This window comes from Jannaschia helgolandensis (assembly GCF_900109285.1).
Classification (GTDB): domain Bacteria; phylum Pseudomonadota; class Alphaproteobacteria; order Rhodobacterales; family Rhodobacteraceae; genus Jannaschia; species Jannaschia helgolandensis.
In genome coordinates this window covers 511,739-528,736 of record NZ_FNZQ01000001.1, presented here as the reverse complement: position 1 = coordinate 528,736, position 16,998 = coordinate 511,739, and the positions used below count along the sequence as shown (strand labels likewise).

Here is a 16,998-nt window from a genome sequence, read left to right as displayed (position 1 = left end):
CAGAGATGAAAACTATACTGGACCTAGTTCGTACTGGCCGTCTCGGGGACGCTACGGACAAGATCCAATCTCTTCTTCGCGGTTCCCCGACCGGAACGTTTCAGGAAGAGATGCCGATGCGGGATGTCACCCCCGTGTCACGCGCACTGCCTGATGGTGCCCCGTCTCCGAAGCCAAAGCGCGGCAAGGCGGTACGACCCAGACGGGCCGTAGCCGATACTGGCATGGTCCGCGAAACAGGACTGCTTCCTTACCGTCTCTTTTCGCCATCCACTCCATCCGACGACGCGCCACTGATCGTCATGCTGCACGGCTGCACCCAGACACCCGAAGATTTTGCCGCAGGTACCCGGATGAATGCCGCCGCCGAAGCCATTGGTGCGCACGTCATCTGGCCCGAGCAATCGCGCGCTGCGAACGCCAATGGCTGCTGGAACTGGTTCGAGCCGTATCATCAGGGTCGTGCCGGAGAGGCTGCGGCGATCGTGTCGGTCGTCGGCGACGTGCTTGCCCGGATCGGTGGAACCCGCAAGGTTCACGTTGCCGGATTGTCAGCCGGGGGCGCGATGGCCGCCATTCTGGGTGCGCATTATCCCGAAGTCTTCGCTTCGGTTGGCATCCACTCCGGTTTGCCGGTCGGGTCTGCGCAGGACGTGATGTCGGCTTTCGGTGCGATGCGATCCGGGGGCGATGCCGTGCTGCCACTGGCCGTTCCCGCCATCGTCTTCCATGGTACGGCAGACAGCACCGTCGCACCTGTCAATGGTGCTTCTTTCCTGCCGCCGGATATGACCGATGCCGACCGCAGCGAGGTCACTGCGAACGGGCGCCGTGTCACCGTCTCGCGCGCAGCCAAACGCGGTCAAACCCTGGCGACCGAGTTATGGCAGGTTGAGGGGTTGGGTCATGCGTGGTCGGGCGGTCACCACTCCGGCAGCTATGCCGACCCCGCCGGACCCGATGCAACGGCGGAGATGGTGCGGTTCTTCCGCGAAGCTTCGATCACCTAGAATATCAAAGAAGAAGGGCGCCCTGTTCCAAGGGTGCCCTTCGCCGTATCAAATTCGATGGCGCTACTGCGTCATTCCATCCCAGAAGCCTTTGACCTTTCGGAAAAAGCTGTCGCCCTGCGGATTGTTGTCGGCGTCGATCTTGTCAAACTCCTTCAACAGTTCCTTCTGGCGGGACGTCAGGTTGACCGGCGTCTCGATGGCCAGTTCTATCATCATGTCACCCGAGCCGCCGCCCCGCAACGCGGGCATCCCCTTGCTCCGAAGGCGCATCTGTCGCCCGGTCTGTGACCCGGCTGGCACTTTAACCCGGCTGCGTCCGCCATCGATGGTCGGCACCTCTACTTCGCCCCCAAGGGCCGCGGCGGTCATCGAGACCGGGACCGTACAATAGAGGTTCACACCGTCGCGCTGAAAAATCGGATGATCGGCTACGTCGATGAAGATATACAGATCGCCGGTTGGCCCGCCGCGCAACCCCGCCTCGCCCTCGCCGGACAAGCGAATACGGGTGCCGGTTTCGACGCCGGCGGGGATGTTCACCGACAACTGCCGTTCTTTTTCAACGCGTCCACCGCCGCCGCAGACCTTGCACGGGTTCTTGATGATCTGGCCCGCGCCCGAACAGGTCGGGCAGGCGCGCTCGACAGTGAAGAAACCCTGCTGGGCACGCACCTTGCCCATGCCCGAACAGGTCGGACAGGTCGCGGGTTCGGATGCGCCTTCGGTGCCCTTGCCGTTACAGGTGGAACACTGCACGGCGGTCGGAACGGTAATTGTCTTTTGCTGTCCGGCGAAGGCTTCCTCCAACGAAATCCGCATGTTGTATCGCAGATCCGAGCCACGGGTCGCACGCGCCCGACCACCACCACCGCGACCGGGCTGGCCACCCATGAAGTCGCCGAACAGGTCTTCGAACACGTCCGAGAACGCGCTGGCAAAGTCTCCTTGCTGGGCCCCCGCAGGTCCGCGACGCGGTCCACCATGGCCACCACCGCCCATGCCGCCCTCAAATGCGGCATGACCAAAGCGATCATAGGCAGCCTTTTTTTCGGGGTCCTTTAGGACGTCGTAGGCTTCGTTCGCTTCCTTGAACTGCGCTTCGGCGTTCGGGTTGTCGGAATTGCGGTCCGGGTGCAGTTCCTTGGCCTTGGCCCGGAACCCCTTTTTGATTTCGTCCGGCCCGGCCCCCTTCGACACGCCGAGCGTCTCGTAGTAGTCACGTTTCGCCATTACTCAGGTCTCCAACGAAAAGACCGGCCCGCTTGGGGCCGGCCTTGTCTGTCATTCATAAGACGATCAGGCCCGCTTCTCGTCATCGAGGTCCTCGAAATCGGCATCCAGGATCTCATCCTCGCTCTCGTCACGGGGACCATCGGCCGGTGCGGCTTCATCCCCTTCTTCGGCAGCAGCCGAGGCTTTGTAGATCGCCTCGCCCAGACGCATCGCGGCTTCGGATACGTTCTGGATACCGGATTTGATCTTGCCGGCATCCTCCGAGTCCATCGACTCTTCCAGCGAAGTGACGGCTAGCTCGATCGCTTCGACGGTGGACGGATCGACCTTGTCGCCATGCTCTTCCAAGGACTTCTTGGTCGAATGGATCAGGCTTTCGGCCTGGTTCCGGGCTTCGACCAACTCGCGACGTCCCTTGTCTGCTTCGGCATTCGCCTCAGCATCCTTGACCATCTGTTCGATGTCTTCATCCGACAGACCGCCCGACGCCTGGATTGTAATGTGCTGCTCGCGGCCGGTGCCCTTGTCCTTGGCGCTGACCGACACGATGCCGTTGGCATCGATATCGAAAGTCACTTCGATCTGCGGCAGGCCGCGCGGGGCGGGCGGGATATCGTCGAGGTTGAAGTTTCCGAGCATCTTGTTGTCGGACGCCATCTCGCGCTCACCCTGGAAGACCCGGATTGTGACAGCGTTCTGATTATCCTCGGCGGTCGAGAAGACCTGGGATTTCTTGGTCGGGATCGTCGTGTTGCGGTCGATCAGACGAGTGAACACACCACCCAGAGTCTCGATCCCCAAGCTCAGCGGAGTCACGTCCAGCAGGACCACATCCTTGACGTCGCCTTGCAAAACACCGGCCTGAATGGCGGCACCCAGAGCCACGACTTCATCGGGGTTCACGCCTTTATGCGGCTCTTTCCCGAAGAACTTGGTGACCTCTTCAACAACTTTGGGCATGCGGGTCATACCGCCGACCAGAACGACTTCGTCGATATCCGACGTGGACAGGCCCGCGTCTTTGAGCGCATCCTTGCACGGTTTGATCGACGCCTTGATCAGATCGCTGACCAACGATTCCAGCTTGGCACGGGTCAGCTTCATGACCATGTGCAGCGGCTGACCATTGGACCCCATCGAGATGAAGGGCTGGTTGATCTCGGTCTGATTGGCCGAGGACAACTCGATCTTGGCCTTCTCCGCCGCCTCTTTCAGGCGCTGAAGGGCCATTTTGTCCTGCGTCAGGTCGGTGCCATGCTCTTTCTTGAACTCCTCTGCGAGGTAATTCACGATCCGCATGTCGAAATCTTCGCCACCCAGGAAGGTGTCGCCGTTGGTCGACTTGACCTCGAACAGGCCGTCATCGATTTCCAGAATGGTTACGTCGAACGTACCGCCACCAAGGTCATAAACCGCAATGGTGCGCGTTTCTTTCTTGTCCAGACCATAGGCCAGCGCGGCCGCCGTCGGCTCGTTGATGATACGCAGCACTTCCAGACCGGCGATCTTGCCCGCGTCCTTGGTGGCCTGACGCTGGGCGTCGTTGAAATACGCGGGAACCGTGATGACGGCCTGCGTGACGTCTTCGCCCAGATACGATTCGGCCGTTTCCTTCATCTTCTGAAGGATCAGCGCGCTGACCTGAGCGGGGGAATACTTTTCACCGCGCACTTCGACCCAGGCGTCACCATTGCTGGAGACGACGTTAAACGGCAGGTTCTTCTTGTCTTTGTTCAGATGCTCATCGTCGAACCGACGACCGATCAGACGCTTGATGCCGAAAATGGTATTTTCAGGGTTGGTGACGGCCTGACGTTTGGCGGGCTGACCCACCAGACGCTCGTTTTCCGTATAGCCGACGATGGACGGCGTAGTGCGGGCCCCTTCCGCGTTTTCGATCACACGGGGTTGCGACCCGTCCATGATGGCGACGCAGGAGTTGGTGGTCCCGAGGTCGATACCGATGACTTTTGCCATTTCGAATAGTCCTCTCTTGGCGATTTGCTCGAACCGGAGCCCTCTCAGGCGCCCCGGCCCTAATCCCAGGTTAAAATCGTTGCGGTCGGAAACTGCCCGTCCGCGGATCAGGGGGTATATAAGGAGGGGGTTTTACGCTCGCAAGGATGTGAAGGGGGCGAATTTGACGGAAACATCAGACAGCCACCCGCGACGCGACGTTCGGGGCGTACAGGTTTTCGATGGCTTTCTGGATGCGGTGGCGCAGGCGGCGATGGTCGCAGACGTACGCGCGATTGCCCGTGCCGCCCCATTCGTGGTGCCTGTGACACGACGGGGCCAGCCATTATCAGTCCGCATGACCTCGGCCGGTTTGTTGGGATGGGTAACAGATCGGCGGGGCTATCGGTACGAGGCACGGCATTCCTCGGGGGTGCCATGGCCCCCGATTCCAGACAGCGTGCGCGCGGTATGGGATGCTGTGGTGCCCGGTGCACGCCCGCCGGAAAGTTGTCTGGTCAACTGGTATGGCCCCGATGCGCGGATGGGTATGCATCAGGATCGGGACGAAGGCGATTTCAACCAGCCGGTCGTATCGATCTCGCTGGGTGACGACGCGCTGTTTCGCATCGGCAATGTCGAACGCGGCGGCAAGACCGAATCGCTCTGGCTGCGGTCCGGCGATGTGTTGGTTCTCGGTGGAGCGGCGCGGTTGCTGCATCATGGGGTGGACCGGGTTGCGCCGGGAACATCGACCTTGTTGGACGCGCCAGGACGAATCAATCTGACGCTGCGGGTGGTGAGTGACGAGACAAGTGTGCCTTCGAGATAACTATCTTACGGCGCGAGCGTGCAGCATCCCGACAGGACCTGCTCGCCAAAGATCGCGTCAAGGGACGGCCCTTTTCGCAGGTTCAGCACATCGTCTGCCGCCACGTCGAACAGGCGGGCCAGACGTCCTGCGTTGCCTGCACGGGGTTGACCTGAAAACCAGCCAGCACCCCGAACAGGATCGGCAGCATAACCCCTCATTTCCCTGCGAACCAGGACAGGGACGCATGACGGCGGGTATAGAATTCACCCATCAGGCCGATCACCAGAAGAACCAAACCGACCTTCAGAGGATACTGCCAGCTGGTGTAATGCGGATTGTAATTGATAAATGTGTATCCCCGCGACTGATCGATGGCGTGGAACAGCGGGTTCCAGTCGAAGAACGCCAACATCTTGGCCGGCAGCATGTTGGCTACAAACATCTTGCCCGAGGCGATCATGTTCACCCTGCTGTAGATAGAATTGACGACCTGGACGAAGTTCGGCGCCCAGGGCTTCAAGGCGAGCAGGACCATGCCGATGGCCACCCCGACAAACCATGCCAACAGGAACATCATTGCCGCGCCGCCAAAATTTTCAATGACAATCGGGTTCCAGGCAACGTGGACACCGAACAGGATCAGGAACATTGACAGCGATTGCACATAAAGCGACCCCAAGGCCGCTGCTGTGATCGATATCACTGTGTTCATCGGCGCATGTTTCATCATTGGCGAAGCCGGGCCCTCGGCCCCGACGACGGCGCCCATCGCCTTGATGTGGGTCATGAACAGAAAGACGCCTGTCATGATGTAAAGAATGAAGTCGCCCCGGATGGCATTGCCGCGCAGTCCGAGAACGCTGAACATCACAACGAAGGCGGCGATAAAGATCACCGATTGCAGAATGCTCATGAACAGCGCCTGAAGGCCGCTGGAATGGCCCTTTCGGATCTGCCGGACCGTGGCATGAAAAATCAACTCTGCCAGGGTAAACGCACGAGTCGTCATCGTATCCCGGCGTTCGATCTTGAACATTGACGCTTCCTGCCTGCGCTTGCCCCTTGCCGGGACCTTACCATAAGCCTGCCGTGTCAGCGACAGCGTTTCCAGGGGGATCTAGGCATGGAATTCGACAAAATGATGTTAACGCTTCGCAAACTTGCGTTGCAGGCAGGTGACCGCATCATGGAAATCTATGCTGACCCAAACTTCGAAGTGCGTTCAAAATCAGACGAAAGTCCGGTAACCGAAGCCGATGAAGCCGCTGACACGCTGATTTCCGCTGGCCTGCAGGCGGCTTTCCCCCATGCTGCGTTAATCACCGAAGAACAGTCGGCGACCCATGATCTGGAAGCTGGAAACTTTTTCATCGTTGATCCTCTGGATGGCACGAAAGAGTTCGTGAAACGTCGTGGCGATTTCACCGTCAATATCGCTTGGGTCGAAGATGGCACGCCGGTCCGGGGGGTGGTCTACGCCCCTGCCCGCGACCGCTTGTTCTGGACCCAGGCCGATGGCACGACAGTCGAGGAAACGGGACCTTTCAATCAGGACAAGATCGGCATTTGCACCCCTATTTCAGTCTCTAAAGCGGATAATTCGGCCCTTTCGGTCGTGGCCAGCAAGTCGCATCGCGATCAGGCAACAGATGATTACATCGGCAAATATGCGGTCTCGGATCTGAAATCCGCAGGTTCATCCCTCAAGTTCTGCCTGGTCGCCACGGGCGAGGCGGACCTGTATCCGCGACTGGGTCGAACGATGGAATGGGATACCGCAGCAGGGCATGCCGTGCTGTCAGGTGCGGGCGGTCAGGTGGTGCGTTTTAACGATCACACACCGCTGACATATGGCAAGCCGGGCTATGAGAATCCGTTCTTCATCGCGCTCGCTCCGGGGGTCGATCTCAAAAAGCATTGATTGTCAGGCATCCAGCATATTTCTGTGTCACGCGATAAGGAATTCTGAACTTGAGAGAGTGGTCAAATGAAGCGGACAGTCACTAAGGCAATCTTCCCGGTCGCAGGCCTGGGAACGAGATTCCTGCCGGCTACGAAATCGGTTCCCAAGGAAATCATGACGCTCGTGGATCGGCCCCTGATCCAATATGCGATCGACGAAGCGCGTGCGGCCGGCATCAAGGAGTTTATCTTCGTGACATCGCGCGGCAAGTCGGCGCTGGAGGACTATTTCGACGACAGTCCCATCCTTGAGCAGGAACTTCGCAAGAAGAAAAAGCTGGATCTCCTGGAAGAATTGAAGCGCACGACGATGGATTCGGGGCAAATCGCCTATATTCGGCAGCATCGCGCAAAAGGGCTGGGCCATGCCGTGGCCTGCGCGCGCCGGATGATCCACAATGAACCCTTCGCCGTGATCCTGCCCGACGATGTGATCGCCGCCGAAACGTCGTGTCTTGCCCAGATGATCGAGGCTTATGCCGAAACCGGCGGCAGCATGGTCGCCGCAATGGAGGTCGCGCCGGACCGTACCTCGTCCTACGGTATCCTGGATGTCGATAGCACGGATAGTCAAACCTCCAGGGTGCGCGGTATGGTGGAAAAGCCCGAAGCCGGGACCGCACCGTCGAACCTGGCCGTGATCGGGCGCTATATCCTCAGTCCGAAGGTGATGAAGCACCTGACCGGGCTGGGTGCCGGTGCGGGTGGCGAGATCCAGCTGACCGATGCCATCGCCCGAGAGATCGACGGTGACGGCGTCTATGGGTTTCGCTTCGAAGGTCAGCGATATGACTGCGGGTCCAAGGCCGGGTTTTTGCAGGCAACGGTCGCCTTCGGGCTGGCCCGGCCCGACCTGCGGGATGAGCTTTCCGCCTTCCTGTCCGATCTGAGCCTGAGCGGAACTTAACCTGGCATGTCGCGTCCTGCTGACCTCTGGCTGGCCTACAAGCTGCGCTGGAGACGTCGGCGGTTGTTGCTTCGATCGTTTGCGAAGCGACGGCAACTGTCACCGCTGCGTGACCGCACCGACGATATTGCGGCAGGCGCAATCCTTTGTTTCGCCACGGTGCGGAACGAAATGGACCGCCTGCCGTATTTTGTGCAACACCACCGCGCGCTTGGTATCGATCACTTTCTGATCGTCGACAATGACAGCGACGACGGGACGGCAAAGTGGCTGGCCGATCAGCCCGACGTGTCGACCTGGACCACGCCGCATGGATACAAGGCGTCACGCTTCGGCGTCGACTGGCTGACCGTGCTGCTTGCACGATACGGGCACGGCCACTGGTGCCTGACGCTGGATGCGGATGAATTGTTCGTTTACGCCCATCATGATCGCCGAAATCTGCGCGCATTGACGGATTGGCTGGACGTGACCGGTCGGCCGACGATGGGCGCGATGATGCTGGACATGTATCCGCGCGGGGCACTGGGATCGGGTGCGTCGGACCCTGAAAAAGACCCTATCGCGGGCATTCCATACTTCGACGCCGGCAATTACGTCATGATCCGCCAGCCCAAACTCCAGAACCTGTGGGTACAGGGCGGGCCGCGTGCGCGCGCGTTCTTTCGCGCCGACCCGCGCCGCGCACCGACCTTGTCCAAAGTGCCGCTGGTGCGATGGAACCGACGATATGCCTATGTCAGCTCCACACATTCCTTGCTTCCGCGATACCTGAATCACGTCTACGGCAGGCACGGGGGCGAAGCTCCGACGGGTATCCTGCTGCACACCAAGTTTCTGCCGACAATTCTGTCAAAATCCGTCGAAGAAATGTCACGTCGCCAACACTTTGAAAATTCAAACCTCTATGACGAGTACTATGACGCTCTGGCCTCGGGCCCAGTTCTCTGGACTGAAGCTTCGACGCGATATCATGGCTGGCAACAGCTTGAAGGCCTCGGTCTGTTGTCGAGGGGCGGGTGGGATTGATGCGTAAACAGTTGCGAAATAGAATCATGCGACAATCTTCGGCAGGTGCCCAGATTGATTTATCAATGGAAACAATGGTCAAAGTCCAATTGGGGAATAATGATGTGTTACGGCGGGGTCTGGCAACGCGATGGGACTGATTTCGTCCTACAGAATGCGATTGCGCCGCCGGTACTGGCGGGTGCGCGCGCTTCGCCGCCGACGTCAGCTTTCGGTCGTCAGCGACCGGACACACGTCATCCGGCCTGGTGCGATTCTGTCGTTCACGACAGTTCGCAACGAACGTCTGCGGCTGGCGTATTTTCTGGAGTATTATCGCAAACTGGGTGTCGACCACTTTCTGTTCGTCGACAACGGAAGCGACGACGGGACGCGCGAATTTCTGACCGAACAGACGGATGTCTCGGTCTGGTCGACATCCCATAGTTATGCAAAGTCCGCGTTCGGGGTCGACTGGCTGAACTGGCTGCAACGGCAATATGCGCATCGCCATTGGTCGCTGACGGTCGATGTGGATGAATTTCTGGTTTACCCGTTCTGCGACACCCGCCCCCTGCGCGCGTTGACCGATTGGCTCGATGCCAGCTCGATACGCAGTTTCGGGGCTATGCTGCTGGATATGTATCCCAAGGGGCCGATTGGCGGACAGACGTATTCCGAGGGACAAAATCCCTTCGAAATCGCCACCTGGTTCGACAGCGGCAACTACATGTTCGAGCGTAATTCGACTTATGAGAACCTCTGGATTCAGGGCGGCGTCCGCGCGCGCGCCTTCTTTGCCACGACACCGAAAACGGCCCCGGCGCTCAACAAGGTGCCGCTGGTTAAATGGCACAAGGATTTCGTCTATGTCAGCTCCACCCACGCACTTTTGCCGCGCGGCTTGAACCTGACATACGATGCGAGTGGCGGCGAAAAGACGACGGGTGTGTTGCTGCATGCCAAGTTCATAAGCCTGTTCGTCGAGCGCGCCGCCGAGGAAGCCAAACGGTCGGAACATTATCGCCGTGGCGACGAATACAGGGCCTATTCCGATGGCCTGGATGTATCGGCGGACCTCTGGTGCAAGTGGTCCGAACGCTATGTAAATTGGCGCCAGCTCGAAATTCTCGGGCTGATTTCCAAGGGAAACTGGGCGTGACTCTGGGGTTCGTTCTCCTGGTGCACACCGCGTTCGATCGTGCCGAACAGGTCGCGCGCTATTTCGCGGCGAACGATTGCCCGGTCATCATCCATGTCGACGGCAAGGTCAAACCGCGCACGTTCAAGGATTTCCGTGATCGGTTCCAGGGCGAACCGCTGGTCCGGTTTTCCCGGCGGACGCGGGTGGAATGGGGCACATGGTCTTTGGTGCGGGCCACCCAATTCGCGGCCGAGCGCCTGCTCGATAACTTCCCGGATGTGCGGCACGTCTTTCTGGCTTCAGGGTCCTGTCTGCCACTGCGGCCTGTGGCACAACTGAAGGATTATCTGGCGACCCACCCTGAAACCGATTTCATCGAATCGGTGACGACGCATCAGGTTACATGGACAGTCGATGGGCTGGAGACGGAGCGGTTCACCCTGCGCTTTCCATTTTCGTGGCGAAAGAACCGGCGTGCCTTCGACACCTACGTCCGGCTTCAGCGGCGGTTCGGGTTGCGGCGGCGCATCCCCGACGGCATCTCGCCGCATTTGGGCAGCCAGTGGTGGTGTCTGACCCGTCGCACGCTGGAGTCGATTCTCAATGCCCCGGACCGACCCGCTGTCGATAGCTATTTCTCCAAGGTCTGGATTCCTGATGAAAGCTATTTTCAGTCTCTCTCGCGGCGATATTCCGCTGATATCGAAAGCCATTCGCTGACGTTGTCGAAATTCGACGTCCAGGGGAAACCACATGTCTTCTACGACGATCATCAGCCGTTGCTGGAACGGTCGGACTGTTTTGTGGCACGCAAGATCTGGCCCCATGCGGAACGGTTGTATTCCACTTTCCTCGACGATGAGCGGCCGATCAAACGCCATGCGGATCCGAATCCCGGAAAGATTGATCGGGTATTCTCCAAGGCAAACGAACGGCGGGGCCGTGGTCGTCCGGGCCTGTACAGTCAGGCGCGCTTTCCCGCACCGGGTTTCGAGAACGGCCTGAGCTGTGCTCGCTACAATGTATTCTCGGGGTTCGAACAGGTTTTCCATCAGTTCGAACCCTGGCTCGCCCGTCGGTTGGGGGGGCGTGTCCACGGCCACCTGTATCATCCGGACCAGGTTGAATTTGCCGGCGGAGAAACCGTTATGAACGGTTGCCTGTCTGACAGTCCCGCCTTGCGCGACTATAGGCCCGAACAGTTTTTGACGAACCTTCTGTGGTCCACGCGCGGTGAGCGGCAGTCATTCTTCTATGGTCCGGGCGACACGCCCCAGATCGGATCGTTTCTGGCTCGCGATCCGAATGCGACGCTGGCCATCATCTCGGGAGCCTGGGTGGTTCCGCTGCATACATCGAACATGGACTTCGATGAAATCAAGGCCGAGGCCGCACGATTGCAGCGAGCTGAAATAATGTTTCTGCGGACCCTGAGGGCGACAGGCGTAGCAGCGCGCGTGCATCTTTGGACTCTGGCTGAATTCGTGGAACAGCCAATCGAAAAGCTGCAGAATATTCTTGATGAAATCACCGGCCCCGGCCCCCGCCGCCTGACCGATCTGCCCCAGATGCGCGACATCTCCGGTCTGCCTGACTTCCTGTTACAACTTCGGAACGGGGGCATAAAACCGCAGGTTGTGGGCGACTTCGGGTCCATGCCGACCCGGATCAATCGTGCCGCGCAGGAAAGATCGCAAAATGTCCGCTAGGTTCGATGCATTCGTCATGTTTGCCGAGATGCGGACAGGGTCAAATCACCTGGAAGAATCGCTGAACACCTTGTCCGATGTGACGAGCCACGGGGAGGTCTTCAATCCATCGTTCATCGGAACACACAACGGACGCGAGCTTTTCGGGATCGACATTGCCGCCCGCGAACGCGACCCGCTGCCCCTGCTCGACAGGATTGTCGACCAGCCGGGCCTGACCGGCTTGCGGTTTTTCCACGATCACGACCCCCGTGTCCTTGATCGTCTGCTTGACGATCCGAGAATCGGCAAGGTCGTGCTGACGCGTAATCCTCTGGACAGCTATGTCTCGCTGGCGATTGCGTCACAAACAGGCCAATGGCGTCTGACCAACCCGAAGATGGCAAAGTCCGCCAAGGCGACATTCGTCGGGTCGGATTTCGATGCCTTGATCGTACGCCAGCGCCAGTTCCGCGATCGGATCCAGCGACACTTGCAGCTATCGGGGCAGGGAGCGTTCTGGATTGGTTATGACGATATCGGCGATCTCGACGTTCTGAACGGATTGGCCGCGTTTCTGGGGTCGGGTGATCGACTGACCGAGGTGCCGGGCAAGCTGAAGCGACAGAATCCGGGTGAAGTCGAGGACAAGCTGGAGAATCCCGATCAGATGCGCGCGCATCTGGCGACGCTGGACCCGTTCCTGCTGTCGCGATCCGTCAATGCCGAACCTGTGCGGGGCCCTGCCATTCCGACGCTCATGGCGGCGGCGGACAGTCCGTTGCTGGCCCTGCCTCTGCCCGGGGGACCGGACGATGCGGTCCGGGACTGGCTGACGGCGCTGGATGGTGTGGCCCCGACCGAGGGGATGACGCAGAAGCAATTGCGCCCATGGATGCGCAAGACCAAGAATTTCGTCAGCTTCGCAGTGGTCCGGCATCCGCTCGCCCGTGCCCATGATGCGTTTCGCACCCTGTTAAGCGCCAAGGGACCGCAGGCGAACAATCTGCGCCGGATATTGACCAATCAGCATGCGGTTGATCTGGACGGGTCCGGGTCAGATGCGTTTCTGGGGTTTCTGAAGTTTTTGAAGGCCAATCTAAACGGCCAGTCCTCGCTTCCGGTCGCCCGGGAATGGGCCAGTCAATCGGCGCTGCTGGCCGGTCAGGCGCAAACCGTTCTGGCACAACGTATCATCCGCGAAGGCGAGGCGCAGAGGGAGCTGGACCGTCTGGCCGAACTTGCCGAGAAGCCTTCGCCGGTTTTTGCCCTGCCGGACCGGGATCTGCTGACAGACATTTCAACAGAAGAGATCGAGGATGCCTGCGTCGATGCTTATCGTCGCGATTTCCTCGCATTCGGTTTCAAGCGCTGGAAGAATGCCTAGGCGGCGGCGACCGACGCCTGCGCTTCCGTCAGAACGGTATAGAGAATCGCGGGATCGCCATTCGCCCGCAGCTTGGCACAGACCGACGCCTCCCGGAGGGTCCGGGATACCAGTGCCAGAGCCTTGAGGTGCGCGACACCTGCCCCTTCGGGCGCGAACAGCGAAAAGATCAGATCGACCGGCTTACGATCCGTTGCGTCGAAATCGAGCGGAGTTTCCAGCCGCACGAAAACGCCGTGGACCTGATCGAGCCCTTCCAGCCGTGCGTGGGGCAGGGCGACACCGCCGCCCACACCCGTTGTGCCGAGCGCCTCGCGTTCCTGAAGGGCGCTGAAGGCGGAGTTGTAGTCCACCCCGTGCAAATCCTGCACAATCTCTGCCAGATCGCAGAACAGCCGCTTTTTGCTGGACGCTTTCGGCAATACCTTAACAGCCCCAGGGGCCAGGATTTCGCTTAACTGCATTGCTCATCCTCGTTCGGCCACTTCGGACCAATTCAGGTGCTGGTTGCGGGGTCTATCCAGCCGACGTTTCCGTCTTCACGTTTATAGACCACGTTTACGCTACCGCCCTTTTCATTCTTGAAAACCAGCACGGGCGCGCCGGTCAATTCCATCTGCATGACCGCCTCTCCAACCGAGAGAGACGGGATTTTTGTCTGCATTTCGGCCACGATCACGGGGGCCAGCGAGTCGGGCTCATCCTCGGACCCTTCGGCGGCGAGGATATAGGAGGACGCTCCCGAAAGTTCAACCGGACGGGACCGGTCCTGATGGTGGTTCTTGAGACGCCGTTTATAACGGCGCAACTGTTTGTCCATCTTCTCGCCGCAGGCGTCGAAGGCGGCATAGATTTCGGTTGCCTTGGCCTTGGCCTGCGCGGTCAGGCCAGTCGACAGATGGACAGTCGATTCGCATATGAATTCGTGCGCGGACTTGGAGAACACCACTATGGCATCGGTCGGTCGCTGCGCATACTTGTCGATCACCGAGCCGAGTTCGGTCTGCACGTGAGTCTGCAAAGCTTCGCCAATGTCGATCTGCTTTCCGGTGATCTGATAGCGCATGATAGCTCCTGTATTGAGTACCGAAGCCACTCGTCCCGTCGATCTTGTCCTGACGGGTCCGCTGCCGTGCCGCAATCTGCGACCGGGGTCTGCACAGGCGTTTCCGCCAGGGGAACAGGTGCAGCGAGAGGGGCTCCATTCGTCGATTGGGCGCTTTTAATCGGGGGTCTGTCAATCTTGAAACGCATGGCAATCGACCCAATAGCATCTTATCGCGAGAATCCCTCGCCCAGATAGACGCGACGCACATTGTCGTTTTGGACGACTTCGTCCGGGCTGCCGGACATCAGAACGCCGCCATCGTGCAAAATATAGGCCCGGTCGACGATTTCCAGCGTTTCCCGGACATTATGGTCGGTGATCAGCACTCCGATACCGCGCGATTTCAGTTCGACCACCAGGGCGCGGATGTCACCCACGGCAATCGGATCGACACCCGCGAACGGCTCGTCCAGCAGCAGATAACGGGGATTCGCCGCGAGGCAGCGCGCGATTTCGACCCGGCGGCGTTCTCCGCCCGACAGCGCCATCGCCGAGGCCCGGCGAAGGTGTTCGATATGAAATTCGCCCAGCAACTCCTCCAGCCGTTCGCGACGACGGTGAGGTTTGCGTTCGGCGATCTGAAGGATGGCCATGATGTTCTGTTCGACCGTCAGTCCGCGAAAGATCGACATTTCCTGCGGCAAATAGCCGATCCCGGCCTGGGCGCGGCGATACATCGGCAGATAGGTCACATCCGCGCCGTCCAGTGCGACGCGCCCGCCATCCGGCGTCACCAGGCCCGCGATACAATAGAAAGTTGTCGTCTTGCCCGACCCGTTCGGCCCCAGCAGGGCGACGACTTCGCCACGCGCCAGTTCCATCGACACATCGCGGATCACCGGGCGCTTGCGATAGGATTTCCGCAGGTTTCGGATCGACAACCCGCCGTCGCCGGGGGTCACGGACAGCACCGGTTCGATCTGGGTCATATCGCCGGTCACGGTTGCAGCGTGGTTCGCACGCGTCCCGTCACCGTGCCTGCGCCCGAGTTCAGGTTGATCGCCACGCGATCGCCCGCCAGTGTGCCAGCGGCCTGAGTCACAACGACATCGCCGGTCATCAGAATGTCCGACGTGCCAAGGGTATAGACCGCCGTCTGTCCTTCGGCGGCATCCTGACCGGCAACGATCAGAACATCGCCCTCGGCGTTCAGACGCTCGATCGTGCGGTTGCCGTTCGTGGTAGCATAATCGACCGTCACCAGGTTCGCCGACAGCCGCAGGTCGCCCTGCGCGATTACGACATTGCCAGTCAGGGTGGCGCGTCCGGAGGCCTGGTCGACCTCAAGATTGTCTGCCGTGACCTCTACAGGGGCGGACCGGTCGAAATCGCCCTGCCCGAATCCGATCGCTGCCGATTGCGCGGCGGCGGGCAGAGCGGGGAACAGCGCAAGAAGGAGCGGAAGGATCAGGCGCAAGAACATGAGATATCCAATTCAGGTTGGAGGTCTGTATAACAGGTCGACACCGTTCGTGAACACCAGCCGTGCGGTGCCGTCCGCACGTTCCGAAATCTCCATGCTTCCGGCGCGCAGATCGCCCAGTGGACCGGTGCCTGTGATCTTGCCAGGCGATGTGATGGACAGGTCCGCCAGCGACCCCTCCAATCGATCGGTCATCAGGGCGTAGCCGGTCGAGGTTTCGATCCGCACGTCGCCTGTCAGGATCAGGTTACGCTTTCCGGTGTCGATATCGCCCTCGTTGGAGATCACGATGGCCTGACCGCCCAGATCGTCGCGCAGAATCAGGCGCAGGGCTTCGGCGGTCATGTGGCGGGGATCGGCGACATCGGGCCGGGCAAGCAGCGCCGAAAGATCGAAAGCGGTGCTGCCGCTAGATACGCCGGTGAAGCGTGGCATCGTCAGTTGCTGTTCGCGGGCGCGCATCGAGACATCCACGTCGGCGAAAGGAATGGCATCGTCGGGGTTCACCCTGCGCGCCACCAGGAAAAGCGTCGACAACAGCATCAACGCCAATACCGGCAGGAGAAGCGTCGCCAACCGGATAATCCGGCTGCGAACGGGATTCAGGGTGTCACGCATGATCATGGATGTGATGTAGTGCTGTCGCGCCGTATTAGGAATGGGCGAAGATATCCGTCTCGGGATAACCGATCAGGTCAAGCTTCGCACGGGTCGGCAGGAAATCGAAACAGGCCTGCGCGATCTCGGTCCGGCCCTCGCGGGCAAGGCGGTCGTCCAGTGCGGCCTTGAGGCGATGCAGATACAGCACGTCTGACGCGGCATAAGCCATCTGCGCCTCGGTCAGATCCTCCGCCCCCCAGTCCGACGTCTGCTGCATCTTGGAGATATCCTCCTGCAACAGCTCCTGCAGCAGAGCTTTCAAGCCGTGCCGGTCGGTATAGGTGCGGACCAGACGCGATGCGATCTTGGAGCACCAGACCGGCTGCGCCAGCGCGCCGAACGCATGGTACATCGCCGCGATGTCGAAGCGGCCATAGTGAAACAGTTTCAGCACGTCCGGGTCGTTCACCAACCGGGACAGGTTGGGAGCCGCCGTCTGGCCATTGGCAATCTGCACCAGATGCGCTGTTCCGTCACCGGACGACAACTGCACCAGGCAAAGCCGGTCACGATGCGGATTCAGGCCCATGGTTTCGCAGTCGATGGCGACTGACGACCCAAGGTGCATCCCATCGGGCAGATCGTTCTTGTGCAGGGTGATCGTCATGGCATGCGTCCTTCGTCCAGAAACCGGCAGTCTGAAAACACGAACGCCCGGCGGCCCTGGAAGGAGGCGCGCCGGGCGTTTCATGTTC

Annotated in this window: 17 protein-coding genes; 8 read left to right on the top strand and 9 right to left on the bottom strand. The window is 59.9% G+C overall.

What is annotated here, in order from left to right; all coding sequences use genetic code 11:
• The first annotated feature begins 224 nt into the window (after positions 1-224).
• Positions 225-1,010 carry an extracellular catalytic domain type 1 short-chain-length polyhydroxyalkanoate depolymerase gene (locus BMY38_RS02500; protein ID WP_217638775.1) on the top strand — a complete coding sequence of 262 codons (786 nt, stop codon included), beginning with the start codon at positions 225-227 and terminating at the stop codon, positions 1,008-1,010.
• A gap of 63 nt (positions 1,011-1,073) precedes the next feature.
• Here the strand turns inward: BMY38_RS02500 and dnaJ are convergent, their stop codons facing one another.
• Together dnaJ and dnaK are read right to left on the bottom strand one after the other, a co-directional pair.
• On the bottom strand, positions 1,074-2,243 hold the full coding sequence (gene dnaJ, locus BMY38_RS02495; protein WP_092759454.1) for a molecular chaperone DnaJ: 1,170 nt from the start codon (positions 2,241-2,243) through the stop codon (positions 1,074-1,076).
• A gap of 66 nt (positions 2,244-2,309) precedes the next feature.
• Positions 2,310-4,223 (bottom strand): molecular chaperone DnaK, encoded by a 1,914-nt coding sequence (dnaK, locus tag BMY38_RS02490; protein WP_092759452.1) that lies wholly within the window; start codon positions 4,221-4,223, stop codon positions 2,310-2,312.
• Between the two features lie 163 nt (positions 4,224-4,386).
• Here dnaK and BMY38_RS02485 point away from each other — a divergent pair, with 163 nt between their 5' ends.
• Positions 4,387-5,034 carry an alpha-ketoglutarate-dependent dioxygenase AlkB family protein gene (locus BMY38_RS02485; RefSeq protein ID WP_281243197.1) on the top strand — a complete coding sequence of 216 codons (648 nt, stop codon included), beginning with the start codon at positions 4,387-4,389 and terminating at the stop codon, positions 5,032-5,034.
• A gap of 196 nt (positions 5,035-5,230) precedes the next feature.
• Here the strand turns inward: BMY38_RS02485 and BMY38_RS02475 are convergent, their stop codons facing one another.
• Positions 5,231-6,052: an ABC transporter permease gene (locus tag BMY38_RS02475; RefSeq protein WP_092759448.1), complete on the bottom strand. Its 822-nt coding sequence runs from the start codon at positions 6,050-6,052 to the stop codon at positions 5,231-5,233.
• Positions 6,053-6,139: 87 nt separating this feature from the next.
• Here BMY38_RS02475 and cysQ point away from each other — a divergent pair, with 87 nt between their 5' ends.
• The 6 genes from cysQ to BMY38_RS02445 all read left to right on the top strand — a co-directional run bounded on the left by cysQ (position 6,140) and on the right by BMY38_RS02445 (position 13,112).
• Positions 6,140-6,937, top strand: coding sequence for a 3'(2'),5'-bisphosphate nucleotidase CysQ (cysQ, locus tag BMY38_RS02470; protein WP_092759446.1), 798 nt, complete (start codon positions 6,140-6,142; stop codon positions 6,935-6,937).
• 66 nt (positions 6,938-7,003) lie between these two features.
• Positions 7,004-7,885: a UTP--glucose-1-phosphate uridylyltransferase GalU gene (gene galU / locus BMY38_RS02465; RefSeq protein ID WP_092759444.1), complete on the top strand. Its 882-nt coding sequence runs from the start codon at positions 7,004-7,006 to the stop codon at positions 7,883-7,885.
• 6 nt (positions 7,886-7,891) lie between these two features.
• The gene (locus tag BMY38_RS02460; protein WP_092759442.1) at positions 7,892-8,914 is read left to right on the top strand and encodes a glycosyltransferase family 2 protein; all 1,023 of its coding nucleotides are present in this window, start codon (positions 7,892-7,894) and stop codon (positions 8,912-8,914) included.
• 130 nt (positions 8,915-9,044) lie between these two features.
• Positions 9,045-10,055, top strand: coding sequence for a glycosyltransferase family 2 protein (locus BMY38_RS02455; protein ID WP_092759440.1), 1,011 nt, complete (start codon positions 9,045-9,047; stop codon positions 10,053-10,055).
• Positions 10,052-11,746: a DUF5927 domain-containing protein gene (locus BMY38_RS02450; RefSeq protein ID WP_175495744.1), complete on the top strand. Its 1,695-nt coding sequence runs from the start codon at positions 10,052-10,054 to the stop codon at positions 11,744-11,746. Before BMY38_RS02455 ends, BMY38_RS02450 begins: the two co-directional genes overlap by 4 nt.
• Entirely contained in the window at positions 11,736-13,112 is a 1,377-nt protein-coding gene (locus BMY38_RS02445) for a hypothetical protein (RefSeq protein WP_092759436.1), read from the top strand. The genes BMY38_RS02450 and BMY38_RS02445 overlap by 11 nt, the downstream gene beginning before the upstream one ends.
• Here the strand turns inward: BMY38_RS02445 and BMY38_RS02440 are convergent.
• From BMY38_RS02440 to BMY38_RS02415, 6 genes are all read right to left on the bottom strand, one after another.
• Entirely contained in the window at positions 13,109-13,576 is a 468-nt protein-coding gene (locus BMY38_RS02440; RefSeq protein ID WP_092759434.1) for a PTS sugar transporter subunit IIA, read from the bottom strand. The two genes, BMY38_RS02445 and BMY38_RS02440, sit on opposite strands and share 4 nt — an antisense overlap.
• A 32-nt stretch (positions 13,577-13,608) precedes the next feature.
• The gene (gene hpf, locus BMY38_RS02435; protein ID WP_092759432.1) at positions 13,609-14,178 is read right to left on the bottom strand and encodes a ribosome hibernation-promoting factor, HPF/YfiA family; all 570 of its coding nucleotides are present in this window, start codon (positions 14,176-14,178) and stop codon (positions 13,609-13,611) included.
• A gap of 209 nt (positions 14,179-14,387) precedes the next feature.
• The gene (gene lptB, locus BMY38_RS02430) at positions 14,388-15,149 is read right to left on the bottom strand and encodes an LPS export ABC transporter ATP-binding protein (RefSeq protein ID WP_092761097.1); all 762 of its coding nucleotides are present in this window, start codon (positions 15,147-15,149) and stop codon (positions 14,388-14,390) included.
• An 8-nt stretch (positions 15,150-15,157) separates the two neighbouring features.
• Positions 15,158-15,643, bottom strand: coding sequence for a lipopolysaccharide transport periplasmic protein LptA (gene lptA / locus BMY38_RS02425; RefSeq protein ID WP_092759430.1), 486 nt, complete (start codon positions 15,641-15,643; stop codon positions 15,158-15,160).
• A gap of 12 nt (positions 15,644-15,655) precedes the next feature.
• Positions 15,656-16,219 carry a hypothetical protein gene (locus BMY38_RS02420; RefSeq protein ID WP_139204637.1) on the bottom strand — a complete coding sequence of 188 codons (564 nt, stop codon included), beginning with the start codon at positions 16,217-16,219 and terminating at the stop codon, positions 15,656-15,658.
• A gap of 76 nt (positions 16,220-16,295) precedes the next feature.
• Complete coding sequence (locus tag BMY38_RS02415) at positions 16,296-16,910, bottom strand: ribonuclease D (RefSeq protein WP_092759426.1); 615 nt, start codon at positions 16,908-16,910, stop codon at positions 16,296-16,298.
• Positions 16,911-16,998: the final 88 nt, after the last annotated feature.

Bases quoted from the DNA above. Each gene is read 5' to 3' on its own strand.
- galU (WP_092759444.1), top strand. From the start codon at position 7,004: ATGAAGCGGACAGTCACTAAGGCAATCTTCCCGGTCGCAGGCCTGGGA.
- BMY38_RS02500 (WP_217638775.1), top strand. From the start codon at position 225: ATGGTCCGCGAAACAGGACTGCTTCCTTACCGTCTCTTTTCGCCATCC.
- BMY38_RS02475 (WP_092759448.1), bottom strand. From the start codon at position 6,052: ATGTTCAAGATCGAACGCCGGGATACGATGACGACTCGTGCGTTTACC.
- BMY38_RS02440 (WP_092759434.1), bottom strand. From the start codon at position 13,576: ATGCAGTTAAGCGAAATCCTGGCCCCTGGGGCTGTTAAGGTATTGCCG.
- dnaJ (WP_092759454.1), bottom strand. From the start codon at position 2,243: ATGGCGAAACGTGACTACTACGAGACGCTCGGCGTGTCGAAGGGGGCC.
- cysQ (WP_092759446.1), top strand. From the start codon at position 6,140: ATGGAATTCGACAAAATGATGTTAACGCTTCGCAAACTTGCGTTGCAG.
- lptB (WP_092761097.1), bottom strand. From the start codon at position 15,149: ATGACCCAGATCGAACCGGTGCTGTCCGTGACCCCCGGCGACGGCGGG.
- lptA (WP_092759430.1), bottom strand. From the start codon at position 15,643: ATGTTCTTGCGCCTGATCCTTCCGCTCCTTCTTGCGCTGTTCCCCGCT.
- dnaK (WP_092759452.1), bottom strand. From the start codon at position 4,223: ATGGCAAAAGTCATCGGTATCGACCTCGGGACCACCAACTCCTGCGTC.
- BMY38_RS02455 (WP_092759440.1), top strand. From the start codon at position 9,045: ATGGGACTGATTTCGTCCTACAGAATGCGATTGCGCCGCCGGTACTGG.
- BMY38_RS02460 (WP_092759442.1), top strand. From the start codon at position 7,892: ATGTCGCGTCCTGCTGACCTCTGGCTGGCCTACAAGCTGCGCTGGAGA.
- BMY38_RS02415 (WP_092759426.1), bottom strand. From the start codon at position 16,910: ATGACGATCACCCTGCACAAGAACGATCTGCCCGATGGGATGCACCTT.
- hpf (WP_092759432.1), bottom strand. From the start codon at position 14,178: ATGCGCTATCAGATCACCGGAAAGCAGATCGACATTGGCGAAGCTTTG.
- BMY38_RS02445 (WP_092759436.1), top strand. From the start codon at position 11,736: ATGTCCGCTAGGTTCGATGCATTCGTCATGTTTGCCGAGATGCGGACA.